Here is a 13,818-nt window from a genome sequence, read left to right as displayed (position 1 = left end):
ACGGGGTCGTATCCCCAAATGATCGACAGTAGTTCTTTCACTGCTGCACACGGGCGTCGAGGCGGGCGAGGCGGGCCTCGATCGTCTCGCCGAGGCGGTTCGCGAGCTCGTCGGCCCGGCGGCCGCGCTGCGCGAGCGCGTGCTGCTCGCGCACGATCTCCCGGGCGAGGCGGGCATAGTCCAGCGGCGCCCCCGCGGCCGCTGCGGCCCGCCTGCGCTTGCGCCGGGCCGCGGCCAGGGCCGAGGCGCCGGCGGCGACGAGCGACACCTGCTCGCCGAGCTCGCCCGAGGCGGCGAGCATGCGCGGGATCGGGAACCCTGGCACGTTCACGGCCAGGGCGCCGACGAGTTCGAGGTTCCCGTCGACCCGCCGCCAGTCGCCCGACAAGGGGCTGCGCATGAGGGTCTCGACCTGCTCGGACGTGACGCCCTCGACCAGGCGCCCGGCGACCCATACGCCGTGCGCGTCCTCGCCGGCCCGCACGACAGCGACCGCGGTGCCGGTGTGGTCGTAGTGCTCGGCCGCGGCCCGCACGCCGGCGTGCGGGTCGGCGTGCCCCGTCCCCAATGTGATCTTGCCGACGCCGACCGGGCCCTCGTCTGTCGCAACGGCCCCGACGTGAAACAGGGCGTAGTTCGTCGCGCTGTGCGGGGCCGTGACGCAGGTGCCCGGGTAGCCGATGTGACAGGTCGACCACCCGGCGAGGTGGCCGAACACCCTGCCATCGTCGGTCACCTGCAGCGGCGTGAGCTCGCCGAGCTGCGGGTCGGCGAAATCCGCGGCCGCGTACACCCGCACCTCGGCGGCCGAGGCCGCGAGCGCATCACCCGCAGGCGCGTAGTCGTACACGGGCTCGATCCGGGCCTCGTCGAACGCGGGCTGCGGCGTCATGGTCGCGCCCATCAGCCGCCAGTCGCTGAACACGGTGACCGGCTCGATCTCCCCCGACTCCCACGCCGACCAGAACAGCTCGTCGGGCATGGAATCGATGTCGACCGGCAGGTTCGTCGAGGTCGAATACCAGCGTTCCTCGAACCGGATGTCGTCGAGATCCACGCTCACGCCGTTCGACAGGCCCTCGCCGAGCAGCCGCGCCGCCTCGGCGCCGGCCTCGCCGTCGAGGTCGAACGGGCCCTCACCCATGAGGTAGGTAACGCCGTCGACCGTCTCGACCCATGCGCGGTCAGCGCGGCCGACGACGACGGCGCCCTCGTGCCCCATGCCTAGGGCCTCTTGCCACAGCAGCGACAGGGGCGGCTGCCGCAGCCGCAGCCCGTCGGGCGGCGTTGCGAGTATCCGCCCGTCGCCGGTTCGGATGTCCAGGGCGGCGAGCGGGCCGCGCCAACCGTTCGGCAGGTCTCCCATTGGTGCGCCTCCAGCGCTGATCGTGGCCGTGTCGGCCGGCGGGTTGTTCAGGGCCTGCCGCTCGTCGTCGTCGAGGTCGTCGAGGTCCTCGTACAACGCGGTGCAGCGGCAGTTATGGGCCGCGATTCCTGCGGCGATATAGCTCTCGTCCTCGGCTACAGCGAAGTTGAACAGAGGTGCGTCGGTTACCGTCTCCGTCCAGCACCGTGCTATGGGCAGCGGTACAGTCCTGATGTGAACCCCATCACTGCCGCCTATATCGCGGCCATGATCGACGGCGAGGGCGTCGTCACCCTCGGGCGCCGCCGGGTATCGCAGGTGCGCGGCCGCGAGTTCCAATTTCAGCCGCGGGTGCTCGTCACAAACAGCCATGAGGGCCTTATTCGGTTCCTGCGCGAGGCGACCGGTTTCGGCGTCGTCTACGTCAGCCAACCCCCCGCCCATCGGGAACGCTGGTCTGCCGTGCACCGATGGCAGGTCGCCGCCGGGCAAGCCGTCGAGCTCGTCAAGCTCGTACGGCCGTACCTCATCATCAAGGCGCGGCAGGCCGACCTGCTGCTCGACTTCCCCAAGCAAACCCCCGGGGGCCGCGATCCGCGCAGCGCTTTCGTCTACGCCGAGCAGGCCCGGCGATACGACGAGATCACCGGTCTCAACGCTCGCGGGCGCAAAGACGACCCGGGCAGTGTCGAGTTCCCGCGCGATCACCCAGCCTTGACGGGTCAAGATCGGGTGATTCGGAGTCACCCGCAGCACGCCGGATGCTGTCTCGATACAGACGATCTCGCCGCTGTACCGGCGCGGCTGCGCGAGCCGTAGCACGGGCCGCAGCCGGCCGAGGTGCGTCACGACCAGGTCGCCCGGTCGTATCGACGCGACCGGGCGCCACCCGTCGGCCGTCAGGATCGGCGCACCCGGGTCGGGCAAGCATTGGATGACCTCATGTGGGGGGCCGGTCGGGTCGCCCGGGAACGCCAGGGTCGCGGCGCCGACCGTGAACGGGTCGGTCAACCTGACGACCTGGCCGTTCGCCTCGCGGTGCGTGCGCCGAACCCTCGTGTCGAGCGTGGCGAGCCAGCGTTTCGCGAGGGGCAGGTCGAGGACCTCGGCCCGGAACAGGGCGCCCTCGTGCGCCCCGCCGTTGTACGCGCCGATCGTCTCTGTGCGGGCGATCCTGCGGGCTTTCCACTGCCAGCGGCGTTCCGACTCGTGCAGGTCCTCGTACGCCTGCCGCCGCTGCGCTCGCAGCTCGGCCGCGCGCTCGGGCGGCGTCGCCGGGTCGTCGAGCTCGGCCTCGATCCGCCGGATCTTCGCCCGCAGCCGCTTCGTACGGTCGTGCTCGGCCGTGCCGGCGGCGTCGGCCGCGGTGTCGAAATCGAGAATGGATTCGATACGGGCCCGTATCTGATCCATCGTTTCGCCCTCGCTCACGGCCTCGGCGAGCTCGGGCCGCAGTTCCTCGAACGCCTCGCGCGGAAACAGCACGAGCCGCGAGGCGACCTCGTCGAGGTACGCCTGCACGTACGGCTGCGTCGAGTCGACCGCGGTGCGCGCCACCTGCAGGAACCGTTCCGAGAACAGCTCGGCGACGTCGGGCAAGATGAGTTCTTCCATCGCAAGGACCCATGCCGGTTCGGCCGCGGGGAACTGCTCGGGCTGCGGCGGCGGCGCCTCGGCGGCCGCGGACAGGCCGCCCTCGCCCTCGCCGAGCACGAGCTCGCGCACCCGCTGCAGCCAACGCTCGATCGCCGCGCGCACCGCGGCCTCGATCTGCTGCTCGGCCCGCACGAGCTCGGCGTCGGCCCGCAGCCTGTGCGGCAGCCACGGGTCGACGTCGTCAGCCATCGGCCCGCCGCAGCCGGACGTCGAAACCCGGGTGCCCGCAGGGGCGTTCGCAGCCGATCGCGATCGGCACCTCGCCGGGCGAGTCCATCGTGCGCACGGCGTGCATGGTCCAGTCGTGCCCGCGCTGCTCACACTCGCGGCGGGCGAGCTCGGCCGCGGCCTCGTCGAGGGTGTACCGCGGCTCGTCGCCGGTCATGGGCACACGCCGAGCTCGTCGCACAACGCCCGGATCAGGAACCGCGGCTCGTGCCGTACGCCGTGCTGCAGCAGCTCGCGCACGTAGCGGTCGCAGACCTGCACGACGTCGTCGCGGTCGGGCAGCACCTGCTGCAGGGCGGTCCATGCGTCGGCCGTCAGCACATCCATACGGGCCGTGTTCGCGGGGATGTGCAGGTGCAGCTCGTGCTGCGGGATGCGGGCGTAGTCGGATCGGCCGGCCCTGCTCTGGTCTCGCAGCAGGCGGCGCCCGGCGTAGGTGAGGGCGCGCATCACGGCGACCTCGGCCGCGGTGACGATCGCGACCGGCGGCAGGTCGCCCGGTGCGGCGGCTGCGGTGCGCGAGGGGGCCTCGCCGTCGCCGGCGCGGGCCTCGTCCTGCGTCTGCGGCGGCCCATCGTCGGCGGGCTGCTCGTCGTCGGGGGCCTGGCGGGGCGCGGGAATCGCCGGCGGCGGGGCGAGGTCGGGTATCCCGCTCGTCGAGATGCCGAGGGCCTGCAGCAGCAGGCCCGGGTCGCTGACCCGTTCGAGGAACGAAAGAAGGATCATGTTCCGCAGCTCGTCGGGCGTAGGGGCGTCGTCGTCGCCGAACCCTGTCTCGCGGCGCAGCGTGTCGGGGCCGATCGCGAACCGGTCGTACAGGTCTTTCGCGGCCGCCGACTTGTCGGGCTTGAGTTCGAGGGGCGTCGTGTCGTACCACACGAGGTATTCGTCGGCGTTGGGCACGCCGGAGGCGGCGAGGGCGGGGCGGAACCATCCGACGGTCAGGGCGAGCGACAGAACGCCGAGCAGGGGGGCGACGTGCATCTGCACGGCATCCTCGCCGATCGCCCACGCTGACCAGTGGTTCGAGTCGGACAGGCCCTTGATCACCTCGGCGGGCAGGTCGGCCGCGCGGGCGAACCGGGCGAGGGCTTCCTCGCGCAGCTCGCGCGAGCGGTCGTCGAGCTCTGACCAGAACCGGATCAACTGCGCTTGCCCGATGTGCTCGCCGGGCGCGGTGATCACGAGCGGGACGACGGCCGCGGGTGTGTCCCTGTCCTTGATCGGCGTGACCATGTAATCGATCAAGGTTTCGACGAAATCGCCGTCGCCGTCGCGGGCGTCGCCCGACTGCGCGGCCTGCCCCTTGGGGAAGTCGAACTCTTGCGGCAGGATCAGCAGCCCGGCGCCGGCGAGGCGCGAGTCGATCTCGGCCGCGACCCGCTGCGTTAGGCCGTGCAGCTCGCGCAGCACGGGCAACGCCGACCGCACGCTCGACTCGGCCTCGATCCACTTACGCGGGTGCGGCAGCCAACAGCGAAAGATCACATCATCAGGGCCGAGGGCGATCGATCCGTCGCCCGGGTTGACCTGCCACCCGCCGCCGTTCCATGTCGTCTCTTCCGTCGAGTACGCCCGCCATTCCTCGGCGCCGCCCTCGCCCGCCGCGACGTCGACCGTGCGCCCGACGAGGTAGGTGTCGCCGGCGACGACGAGCTGCTGCGTCGCCCGGCGCAGTAGCTGCGACTGCCCGGCGGGGCCGCCGGCGAAGTCGGCGAGCAGCTCGGCCGGTAGGCCGTCCTCGACGAGCTCGGGTTCGTCTACGCCGGGCACCTGGCGGGCTGCGACGAGCCGGCAGCGGCCGACGGCCGAGGCTTCCCAATTGACGGCGAACCGCAGCTCGCCGACGAGGTCGTACATCGTCCATGCCTCGGCCTGCCAGGGCTGCGAGGTCGGCGTGCTCGCCATCTTGGGCCCGCGGTTGATCCTGCGGGCGTTCAGCGGCTGCACGGCCGCGGTCAGGCTGCGCTCGTTCCTGCCGTCGCGGGTGCGGGTCGTGTGCGTGACCTCGTATCCGGTGCCGCGCCGGTCAATGCTGCCCATGCCCGCCCCTTAGTCGTCGAGGTTGGTGGAGATGAGGCCGACGAGGTACGAGGCGGTCGCCGCGGCGGCGAACACGACGAACAGCGGGTGCTCGCCCCATGCGTACGCGGCCGCCATGACGGGCACGGCGACGTACGGCGAGGCGCACCACGGGCACGACAGCAGGTAAGAGATCTTGGACGCGTCGCCGTACCGGCGTTCGACGGCCTCGCGCACGGGCGCGAACAGCACGTCGCTATTGATGAACCGCACGACCCGCAGCACGACGCCGAGGGCGAGCAGGAATACACATATGGTCACGGTCCAAAACGATAACCATACAGGCCGGAAAGGCCCGGTCAGCGCGACCGCAGCGGCGCCGGCGGCCGCGGGGGCCCGGGTAGGGCGTGCGCCTTGCACAGCCACGCGTTAAGGAACCGCACGGTCGGCGCGTGCCCGCAGTGCTCGTCGCGGCCGCCCGGGTCGACGACGTGCGTGCACGGGTGCGGGTCGGACGGCACGAGCTGCACCCGCTCGACCTCGACGTCGCCCTGCGCGGTCATGTGCAGTACGGGCCGCCGCCGCCCGGGTCGGCCGCCGCGCCGAGCACGGCGACGAGCATCACGCCGAGCACGATCTGCACGTACGAGGTCAGCAGGGCGAGGGCGGCCTGATAGACGGCCCACACGAGCACGGCGGCCAGGGCGGCCGCGGCTGCAGCGGTCAGGGCGAAGCGCAGGCGAGAGTGCACAGGGGTCCCCCGGGGGAAGCGCGCAGGATCGGGGCGGTACGAGCAACCCTATCGACACGCAGAGGCCGTCACGGTCAACCGTGACGGCCTCATAGGTGTGTCGTAGCGTTCCGAACCGGCCCGGACTGTTCCGGGCCGTACGGGCGCGTTCAGAGCCGTTCCGGGCCGTTCCGGATCGTTCCGGATCGTCCCGCCGCCGCGGCCTCGGCGGCGTCGAGCGCGGCGTCGAGCGCGGCCTGCGTGCGCAGCAGCTCGCCCGCCTCGCGCAGCGCGGCCGCGAGCTTACGGGTACGGCGGCCGCCGACGAGGTCGAGCACCCGGGCGAGGGCGATCGCGTCGGCCGGCGGCAGCGATGCCGGCCCCGCGGCCGCGCCGCCGTGCCCCATGACGAGCACGCGCGGCTCGATCTCGGGCAGCGCCTGCGGCGAGTCGGGGTCGCCCGGGTGCATCGCGGACACCCACACGTCGCCGGGCACGGGGTCGATCCTCTTCGTGTGCACCCACAGCGTGGCGTGATTGGCCTCGCACCACGCCGGGCACCCGCGCCGGCCCTTCATGAGGCGGCCGCCGCCGCGCCGAGGTGCTGCGCGGCCGCGGCCTCGCGGTGCATGTGCTGCAGGTGCTCGGCGGCCTCGCGCAGCAGGGCGACGGCCCGCACGCCGTGCGTCTCGGCGCCGGCCCAATGCCGCACGTCGAACGGCGCCGTCTCGTCGTCCGGGTGCGCCCCCTCGGACATGTCCGCGACGATCTCGACGACCCGCTCGACGAGTCCGCCGACGTATCCCGCGGTCTCCCCCGACCGGGCGGCGATCTCGGCCAGGTCGCCGAGGAACGGCGGCCCGTCGAACTCGGGCTGCGAGGTCAGCGACGACGCCTGCCGGGCGGCGTTGCGCATGGTCTGCAGCAGGGCCCACGGATCGCGCGGCAGCGGGGGGATCAGCAGTTCCTGTTCGCGGTTCGCGATCAGTATCTCGGTGTTGGGGGCCGGCGTTCGGGCGCGCAGCTCGGCGATCGTCATTGCCGTTATCGCCTGGTTGCGGTCGTACAGGCCGTGCCGGCCGGTCACGGTCCACCGGTCGGGGGTGGTCTGCACGCGCTGCGCGGTCACGTCGGTCAGGTCGCTTGTCATCAGGTCATCCCTGATCTCCATAGCCATGATCGTTTCTCCTTGTCAGGTACCGGCGGAAGCTGGGAGGGGGCCGCCGCCCCGCCCCCTCGACAGGGCGGCGGTAGCAGGGGTTATCGGGCGGGCAGGGCGGCGGGCTCGCGCAGCTTGCCGGGCTCGCCGATCGCGTCGCCGGCGACTGTGACGACGTGCCAGTCGCCGGCCTGCTCGATGTCGGTCGCCGGGATGCGGGCGAGCAGCTCGGCGTCGACCGGGTCGCCGAGGGCGGCCTGCTGCTGCCGGGTCGCGCGCACGGCGTGCGCGGCGTAGGCCAGGCCGGACACGACGACGGTCGTCTGCGCGCGGGCGCCGTTGCGGGTGAAGCGCAGCGCGTACTCGACCGGGTCGCCCGACGTGCGGGCCGCCTGGCGGGCGGCGGCGAGGTCGAGCTCGGCGAACCGCGGCGTGCCGAGCCGCGCGGCCTGCGAGGTCTCGACGATCGCGATCGTCGTGCTGCAGGTCTGCAGGTCGCGGCAGGCCGACACGACCGGGCGGTCGGGGGCGTCCCAATAGGTGTGATTGTGCGCGGCGTCGCGGGCGAGCTCGTCGGGCAGCGCGGGCACGGGAATCGGCTCATAGATCGCCCATGCCTCGGCGGCGTCGTCGTTGTAGCTGGCGAGCACGGCGTCGGCCTGCAGCCCGGCGGCGTCCTGCACCTGCTGCGCCTGCTGCACGATCAGCCACGTGTCATGGTCAGGGCGGGCGAGGTGGTGCAGCGGTACGTGCACGACGCCGTTGGAGGCGGTCAGGCGCACGCCGTAGCCGATGCCGTACGCGAGTAGGGCGGGGGTCGGGGCGGGGTCGGCGGGCCGCAGGTCGCGCGCCTCGACCGTCGCCGTCAGGCGCAGGGGCCCGGCGCCGTCGTAGACCTTCTGGACCCGGGCGGCGCCGCCGCCGATGATGGGGGCCTGCGTAATCAGCCACACGCCGGCGATTCCGTCGATAGCGACGGCGTCGCCGCCGCCGAACTCGTGCTCGTACATCGTGTTCGACTCCTGTTCGAGTGTTGCGGGGGTTGCTGGTCAGGTGTGGGGGTCATTCGCGGACGCGTACGGGGTGCGTGATGTGTGCCTGTGCGATCAGCTCGTGCACGATCTCGCGGCCCCGCGCGGCGGCGGCCTCGGCGGGCGCGTCGGGCGCGGGGCCCTGCAGGCGCAGGAACGAGGTCGGCGACGTCGTCTCGACGCCCCACCCGATCGGCTGCGCTGCCTCGCGCAGCGACTCGACCTCGACCGCAAACCAGGGGCCGCCGTCGGCCTTCATCACGTGAACCGTGACGGTCTCGGCCTGCTGCGCGCGGGCGTCGGCCTCGACCTGCGTGATCATGCCGCGGGCCTTGGCGGCGTCGGTGCAGCGGCTGCACCCGACGGCCTGTTCCCACGGCGACCAGGGGTCGAGTTTGGTCGAGGGGGTCGTGTACCACGCGCCGGCGCCGCACAGGGTGCGCTGCCCCGCCTCGCCCTCGTCGAGCTGCGCGCGGGGGTCGACGACGTGCCGTACGCCCCCGTTGCAGCGGGTCATAGCCCACGTGATCACCGCGGGGGCGGCGTCGTCCTGGCCCTGTTCGGCGGGCGGCTGCTCGATCGTCCACCCGTAGAACGCGAAGTCGGCGCCGCCGAGCCGCATGCGGCGGCCGCCGTCGACCGGCTCGGCCCACCAATAGGCGAGGTGGTCGCCGTCAGGGTGCCGCGGCAGGAACTCGATCAATGCGTACCGGGTGCCCGTCTTGGGCACGACGACGGTTCCGGGGGTGAGCGCGGCCAGGTCGAGCGGCTCGGCGGCCTGCTCTGCGGCGGCGTACTCCTCGGGCGTCATGTACCCGTCGTCGGACGCGCGGGTACGGCACTCGCGGCACGGCCGCAGGTGCGCAACGTCGTCGCGGTCGCGCCCCGCCTCGTCGCCGACGCCGTACCCGCAGACGGTCGAGGGGTAGTCGACGTTTTTGATGCACGCGGTGCCGCGGAACCGCTCGACGTACCGGATGATCCGGGGGGCGTACTCACGGTAGATCTCGGGCCCCTCGACGAGGCCGCGCCGCTGCGCCGAGCGCTCGCACTTGCCGCAGGTGTCGAGGCCGTACGTGTAGTCGCGCGAGTGCGGCAGGCAGCCGGCGAACTCCAGCCGTACGACGTGCCCGCACAGCGTGCGCTCGCGCTTGTCCGGGTTGATCACGTGCTTTGTCGTCGCCGAGTGGGTCCGGGCGTACTCGCGAACCGGGGCCTGCTCACTCATCGGGGGTGTCTCCTGTCGTCGCTCGCTCTTGCACGATGAACACTACGCCCGTAGGGGTCATCGGTCAACCGTTACAGGACAGGAGCGGGAAAGATTTACCGGCGGCACGTCGTCGTCGGCCTCGACGCGCCACCTGATCACCACGTCGAACTCGAACCCGGCCTCGACCTCGTCGACCATGCGCCGGTACGCCGCGGCGTCGTCGGGGTAGCCCTGCCGGTCGGCCGCTGCAGCCCAACGGCCGAGCAGGCGGCGGGCCTGCTCGACCGTGATCGGGTGCCTGCGCTCGGGTGGCTTCATCACTCGACCGGCAGGTCGGCGGCCGCGAGGACTTGCCGGGCGCAGTGCCAGGTGCCGAGGCGCAGGCCCTTGTCGCTGTAGCGGGTGACGCGGGCGAGCTCGTCGGCGAGCGCACCCGGGCGGGTCTTCCAGTGCCGCCCGATGTCGGTGCCGGCGAGTTGCTTGCGCAGCACCTGCGAGTCGGTGCCGCGCAGGTGCTCGATCGCGCGGGCGATCGTGGCGAGCTGCTCGGCGGCCCGCTCACGGGCGGTCGGGCGGGTCTGTGTGCTGTTCATGCGGGACGTTTCCGTTCTCGTCGAGTCTCAGGAGGTCGGCAGCCCGGCGGCGGCGAGTACGCGCTGCGCGAGCTTCCACAGGCCGAATAGGCGGGCGGGCTCGTCGTCGGCCCTGGCGTCGGCGAGATAGTCGGCGAGGCCGTCGGGGTTGGTTTTCCAGTGGGGGCGCATGTCGGCCGCGGCGAGCTGCGCGAGCAGCACGTGCCGGTCGGTGCTGCGCAGGTGGGCGACAGCGCGGGCGATCGTGGCGAGGCGGGCGGCCCTGACGTCGATCACGTGGGCGTCTCCGTTCCGGCGGCGGGTGTGTGACGGGCGACGAAATCGAGCCACGCCGGGTCATGTGCGCCTGCGATGTAGGCGGCGAGCTCGTCGTCGGGCAGGCCGCGGTCGATGGCGGCGAGCGCGTCGGGGTCGGTGCAGTAGGGGCAGGTGCCGACGTGGGCGCGCATGTCGGCGACCTGCGCCGCGGTGAACGGGGCGGTCACAGGGCGGCGGGGATGCTGTGCGTGCCGATGGGCCAGGGGCCGCCGTGCTGCCCCATGCGGCCGAGGGGGGACTGTGCGAGGCGTACGAGGTTGTGCGCGATCGTGGCGTCGGCGGTGGCCTCGCGGGCCAGGCCGCCGTCTGCGGGTACCTCGCAGCCCTCTCCCTCGCAGACCTGGCAGGGGCAGGTGATGATCTGCACGTTCACGGGTCTTCCCCCTTGTGGGTCGGATCGGTTTGCACGATGGACGCTACGCCTGTAGGGCTTATCGTTCAAGCGTTACACATCTATGCAGCGGCCCCTAGTCTGCCCGCTGCCACTTTTGCAAGATCGTTTGAGGGGCGGGGCTTTACCCGCGGTCGATCCGCCGGCGGTGAATCGGGCTCTTGCCCGACGGCCCCCCCTTGGGCGAGCTCACGACCGTGTCGGTTCCCGGCGGCCGCAGCAGCGCGAGCGTCAGGTGCACACTCGCGTCGATCCGGCCCGGCGACAGGCTGCTCGTCGGCCGCCAGGTGAGCCACTGCCCGACGAGCTCGGGCATGCGCGCGGTCATGAACACGCGGGCCTCGACGACCTGCGCGGCGACCGGCTCGGCCCGTAGCAGCTTGCCTCGCTTGCTGTGCACCTCCACGATCCGGGGCGGCAGCCGGTCGGCGTAGGGGTTCGGCTCGCCCGGGCGCCGCTCGGCCCACTCGCGGGCGAGGGCTTCCCACGATGTGCGGATCGTCAGGCGTGCCATGTCTTTGCCGTAATTGCCCTCGAAAATGATCCGGTCGGCGTCGATCTCGGCCGCGAGCTCGCACGCGGCCCGCCCCCACTGCTCGGCCGTCATGCGCCCCGACCGGTCATGTGTCCAGTAGCAGGCGCCGTCGTCGCCGCGGAAGCCGCCGACGACACCGGCCTCGTCGCGGCCGCCGCCCGAGGGGTCGACGGCGACGGCGACGATCTGCGGCTCGACGACGGGGCGCGGGTTGTATGCGGCGTCGAGCTGCTCGGCCGTCAGCAGGGCCCCGGATGCGTCGATCGGGTCGCACATGAACAGGGCGGCCCAGTCACGCGGCGTCGAGGTCCTGCGCTTTTCTTCCCAGTGAGCGCGGGCCGCCTCGACGCCACCCTCGGCAATCTTGGGGTGCGGCAGCGGGTCGCCCGGTTCGCGGCCGAGGGGGTCGTCGGTGCCGGCGAACGCGGGCAGGGTGATCACGACCCATCGGCCGCCCTCGTCGACCGTTCCCTCGGCCTTGATCAGGCGGCCGCGCAGGTCGTCGGGATGCCACGGGGTCATGATCACGAGCAGGGGGGCGCCGGGCGACAGGCGGGTCGAGAATGTCGAGCTGTACCAGTCCCATACGTTTTCGCGGATCTCGGCCGAGTCGGCCTCGGCCCGGTCTTTGTGCGGGTCGTCGATCACGCCGAGGTCGCCGGGGATGCCGGTAAGGCTGCCGCCGACGCCGGTCGAGCGCATGCCGCCGCCGCAGGTCAGCAGCCAGTCATTCACGGACGCGTATTCGGGGTCGAGTTCGAGGCCGTAGGCGAGGCCGTGCTCGCGCACGTACTGCCGTACGCGGCGGCCGCGGCGGCGGGCGAGGGCGTCGGCGTAGCTGCCGACGATCACGCGGTCTCGGGGCCGATGGCTGAGCCACCAGAACGGGCACCACTCGCCCGCGAGGCTCGATTTCCCGACCTGCGGCGGCGTGTTGATCATGACGCGCATGCCGGGTTCGCCGGCCTGTCGCGCGGCGAGCATCCGGGCGAGGGTGGCGTCGATCAGGCGCAGGTGCGCTCGGCTGACGAACTCGCGGTCGAGGCGCCGGGCGAGCTCGCCGGGCATGGCTGCGTCGCCGAGGCCGATGCCGACCCGGGCGCAGGCGACGGCGAGGCGTTCGGCGTACAGGGCTTTCTGATCGGGGGGCAGGCCGCGCCAGTCGTCGCCCGGGTCGAGCGCAGGCGCTGCGGTCATGCGCGGTCGGGGGCCGCCGCCGCGGCGCGCATCCGGTCGAGCAGGCCCTCGATCCGCTCGTCGAGCTCGCTCGTCATGACGTGCTTGATCGTGGTCGCGGCGTCGGCGCCCGTCAGGCGGGCGCGGCGATCCATGACGCGCAGGATGACCCGGGCCGCCTTGTCGTCGCCGGCCATCGCTTGCGACCAGAACGCCGCCTGCAGCGCGGCGAGGGCGAGCAGGTCGCGGTCGCGCATCTCGACGGCGGTCGTGATCGTCTCGGCGTGCATCTGCTGCAGTGCACGGTCGACGTCCTTGTGCGCGGCGTTGCGGCCGCTGTAGCCGAGCATGTCGGCGATGTCCTGCCAGGTGTAGCCGGCGAGGTGCAGCTCGATCGCGCGGCGTCGGCGAGCTGCCGTCTTGGCGCGTTGCGCTGTGCTCGCGGGCATCGTGACCTGCGCTTTCTCCGATCGTGTCGGCGCGTTTCATGGGTCGGCCTGTTTCTGTGATCACGATGGTAGAGCGGTCTGCCCTGATAGGGGGTTATGCCGGGGCCGTATTGGCGCGGCAGGTAACAGCTCGTTAACGGGGGCGCCCCGTCAGGCGGGGGGCCTGACGGGGCGCGGTTCCGGCCGAGCGACGCATAACCTCACCCTTCAGGGGTTATGCGCCTTGATGGGCTCGGCCGGCCCGGGTGTCACGAGCGGCCCGGGGCACTGCGCTGACCCCTGTTGGTGGACCGTGTGACACGTTTTCGGGGTTCCGGGGATCGGCTGCGGCGACTATTGGTGCGGGACACGGGGACGAGGCCGCGATGCGGCTGTGCCCCGGGAGGAGTCCGCCCCCGTGTCCCCTCACGTTCCGGGAGGGAACGTCAGGCTTTTCGCCTGTTGGGGGCGAGGCCACTCTGTTTCGCCCGGAACGTGAGGGACACTTAGTTTTGCACGCCGGCCACTCCCAGCACATGCGCTACACGTGCGGCTGCCGTTGTGATGTCCTCGCCGGCACAAAGGATTTCCGCGGAAGTTCCGTCCGTGCCGCGGAATCCATCGCTCCAGAGCCAGTACCACGCGTACAGGTTCGGTCGGTTGACCGGGTCGGGGTCGGGCTGCAGGATCACGGCCTGTGTCAGGCCGCCGCCGCGGGCGAGTAATCCGCGCGGCTCGCCGACCCGGTCGGATGCGAGCGGGCGAGTCACGACGTCGAGCTGTGACAGTGCGGTGCGCAGGGCCTCGGCGAGGGACGCGCGGTTGCGGGGGTCGACTACGGGGGCCGGCGCGGCGGCCGCGGCTTCGGGGGTGTCCGCGGGCGTAGAGCCGGTGTGGTGCGGGTTGTGCTGGGGTGGCGCCTCTTTCCGATCGGTCATGGTCAGGTGTCCTCGGTACGGTCGGTTGGCGTGCTCA

Annotated in this window: 18 protein-coding genes; all 18 read right to left on the bottom strand. The window is 72.2% G+C overall.

Going from position 1 to position 13,818, the window contains the following annotated elements; all coding sequences use genetic code 11:
* Positions 1-37: 37 nt before the first annotated feature.
* The 18 genes from JOL79_RS06820 to JOL79_RS06735 all read right to left on the bottom strand — a co-directional run bounded on the left by JOL79_RS06820 (position 38) and on the right by JOL79_RS06735 (position 13,781).
* The gene (locus JOL79_RS06820) at positions 38-3,211 is read right to left on the bottom strand and encodes a phage minor head protein (protein WP_210154824.1); all 3,174 of its coding nucleotides are present in this window, start codon (positions 3,209-3,211) and stop codon (positions 38-40) included.
* Positions 3,204-3,407: a hypothetical protein gene (locus JOL79_RS06815; RefSeq protein ID WP_210154823.1), complete on the bottom strand. Its 204-nt coding sequence runs from the start codon at positions 3,405-3,407 to the stop codon at positions 3,204-3,206. The genes JOL79_RS06820 and JOL79_RS06815 overlap by 8 nt, the downstream gene beginning before the upstream one ends.
* Positions 3,404-5,293 (bottom strand): hypothetical protein, encoded by a 1,890-nt coding sequence (locus JOL79_RS06810; protein WP_210154822.1) that lies wholly within the window; start codon positions 5,291-5,293, stop codon positions 3,404-3,406. The genes JOL79_RS06815 and JOL79_RS06810 overlap by 4 nt, the downstream gene beginning before the upstream one ends.
* A gap of 9 nt (positions 5,294-5,302) precedes the next feature.
* The gene (locus tag JOL79_RS06805; RefSeq protein WP_210154821.1) at positions 5,303-5,593 is read right to left on the bottom strand and encodes a DUF1360 domain-containing protein; all 291 of its coding nucleotides are present in this window, start codon (positions 5,591-5,593) and stop codon (positions 5,303-5,305) included.
* Positions 5,594-5,631: 38 nt separating this feature from the next.
* Positions 5,632-5,835, bottom strand: coding sequence for a hypothetical protein (locus JOL79_RS06800; RefSeq protein WP_210154820.1), 204 nt, complete (start codon positions 5,833-5,835; stop codon positions 5,632-5,634).
* Positions 5,832-6,023 (bottom strand): hypothetical protein, encoded by a 192-nt coding sequence (locus JOL79_RS06795; RefSeq protein WP_210154819.1) that lies wholly within the window; start codon positions 6,021-6,023, stop codon positions 5,832-5,834. The genes JOL79_RS06800 and JOL79_RS06795 overlap by 4 nt, the downstream gene beginning before the upstream one ends.
* Positions 6,024-6,172: 149 nt before the next feature.
* Positions 6,173-6,523, bottom strand: a complete 351-nt coding sequence (locus tag JOL79_RS06790; RefSeq protein WP_210154818.1) for a hypothetical protein — start codon at positions 6,521-6,523, stop codon at positions 6,173-6,175.
* 53 nt (positions 6,524-6,576) lie between these two features.
* A complete protein-coding gene (locus tag JOL79_RS06785) occupies positions 6,577-7,179 on the bottom strand; it encodes a hypothetical protein (RefSeq protein WP_210154817.1) in 603 nt (200 codons plus the stop codon).
* Positions 7,180-7,262: 83 nt separating this feature from the next.
* Entirely contained in the window at positions 7,263-8,171 is a 909-nt protein-coding gene (locus tag JOL79_RS06780; protein WP_210154816.1) for a hypothetical protein, read from the bottom strand.
* Positions 8,172-8,223: 52 nt separating this feature from the next.
* Complete coding sequence (locus JOL79_RS06775; protein WP_210154815.1) at positions 8,224-9,420, bottom strand: hypothetical protein; 1,197 nt, start codon at positions 9,418-9,420, stop codon at positions 8,224-8,226.
* Between the two features lie 57 nt (positions 9,421-9,477).
* Complete coding sequence (locus JOL79_RS06770) at positions 9,478-9,720, bottom strand: hypothetical protein (RefSeq protein WP_210154814.1); 243 nt, start codon at positions 9,718-9,720, stop codon at positions 9,478-9,480.
* Positions 9,720-9,995, bottom strand: coding sequence for a hypothetical protein (locus tag JOL79_RS06765; RefSeq protein WP_210154813.1), 276 nt, complete (start codon positions 9,993-9,995; stop codon positions 9,720-9,722). Before JOL79_RS06765 ends, JOL79_RS06770 begins: the two co-directional genes overlap by 1 nt.
* Positions 9,996-10,022: 27 nt before the next feature.
* Positions 10,023-10,271 carry a hypothetical protein gene (locus JOL79_RS06760; RefSeq protein WP_210154812.1) on the bottom strand — a complete coding sequence of 83 codons (249 nt, stop codon included), beginning with the start codon at positions 10,269-10,271 and terminating at the stop codon, positions 10,023-10,025.
* Positions 10,268-10,480: a hypothetical protein gene (locus JOL79_RS06755; protein WP_210154811.1), complete on the bottom strand. Its 213-nt coding sequence runs from the start codon at positions 10,478-10,480 to the stop codon at positions 10,268-10,270. Before JOL79_RS06755 ends, JOL79_RS06760 begins: the two co-directional genes overlap by 4 nt.
* Entirely contained in the window at positions 10,477-10,686 is a 210-nt protein-coding gene (locus JOL79_RS06750; RefSeq protein ID WP_210154810.1) for a hypothetical protein, read from the bottom strand. The genes JOL79_RS06755 and JOL79_RS06750 overlap by 4 nt, the downstream gene beginning before the upstream one ends.
* A gap of 142 nt (positions 10,687-10,828) precedes the next feature.
* Positions 10,829-12,436, bottom strand: coding sequence for a terminase large subunit domain-containing protein (locus tag JOL79_RS06745; protein WP_210154809.1), 1,608 nt, complete (start codon positions 12,434-12,436; stop codon positions 10,829-10,831).
* On the bottom strand, positions 12,433-12,864 hold the full coding sequence (locus JOL79_RS06740; protein WP_210154808.1) for a terminase gpP N-terminus-related DNA-binding protein: 432 nt from the start codon (positions 12,862-12,864) through the stop codon (positions 12,433-12,435). Before JOL79_RS06740 ends, JOL79_RS06745 begins: the two co-directional genes overlap by 4 nt.
* Positions 12,865-13,349: 485 nt before the next feature.
* Positions 13,350-13,781, bottom strand: coding sequence for a hypothetical protein (locus JOL79_RS06735; protein ID WP_210154807.1), 432 nt, complete (start codon positions 13,779-13,781; stop codon positions 13,350-13,352).
* Between the last annotated feature and the right edge of the window lie 37 nt (positions 13,782-13,818).

The sequence above is a fragment of the Microbispora oryzae genome (genome assembly GCF_017896165.1).
GTDB classification, from domain to species: domain Bacteria; phylum Actinomycetota; class Actinomycetes; order Streptosporangiales; family Streptosporangiaceae; genus Microbispora; species Microbispora oryzae.
Note: the sequence above shows the minus strand (reverse complement) of the source record. Positions and strands in the feature narration are given on the sequence as shown.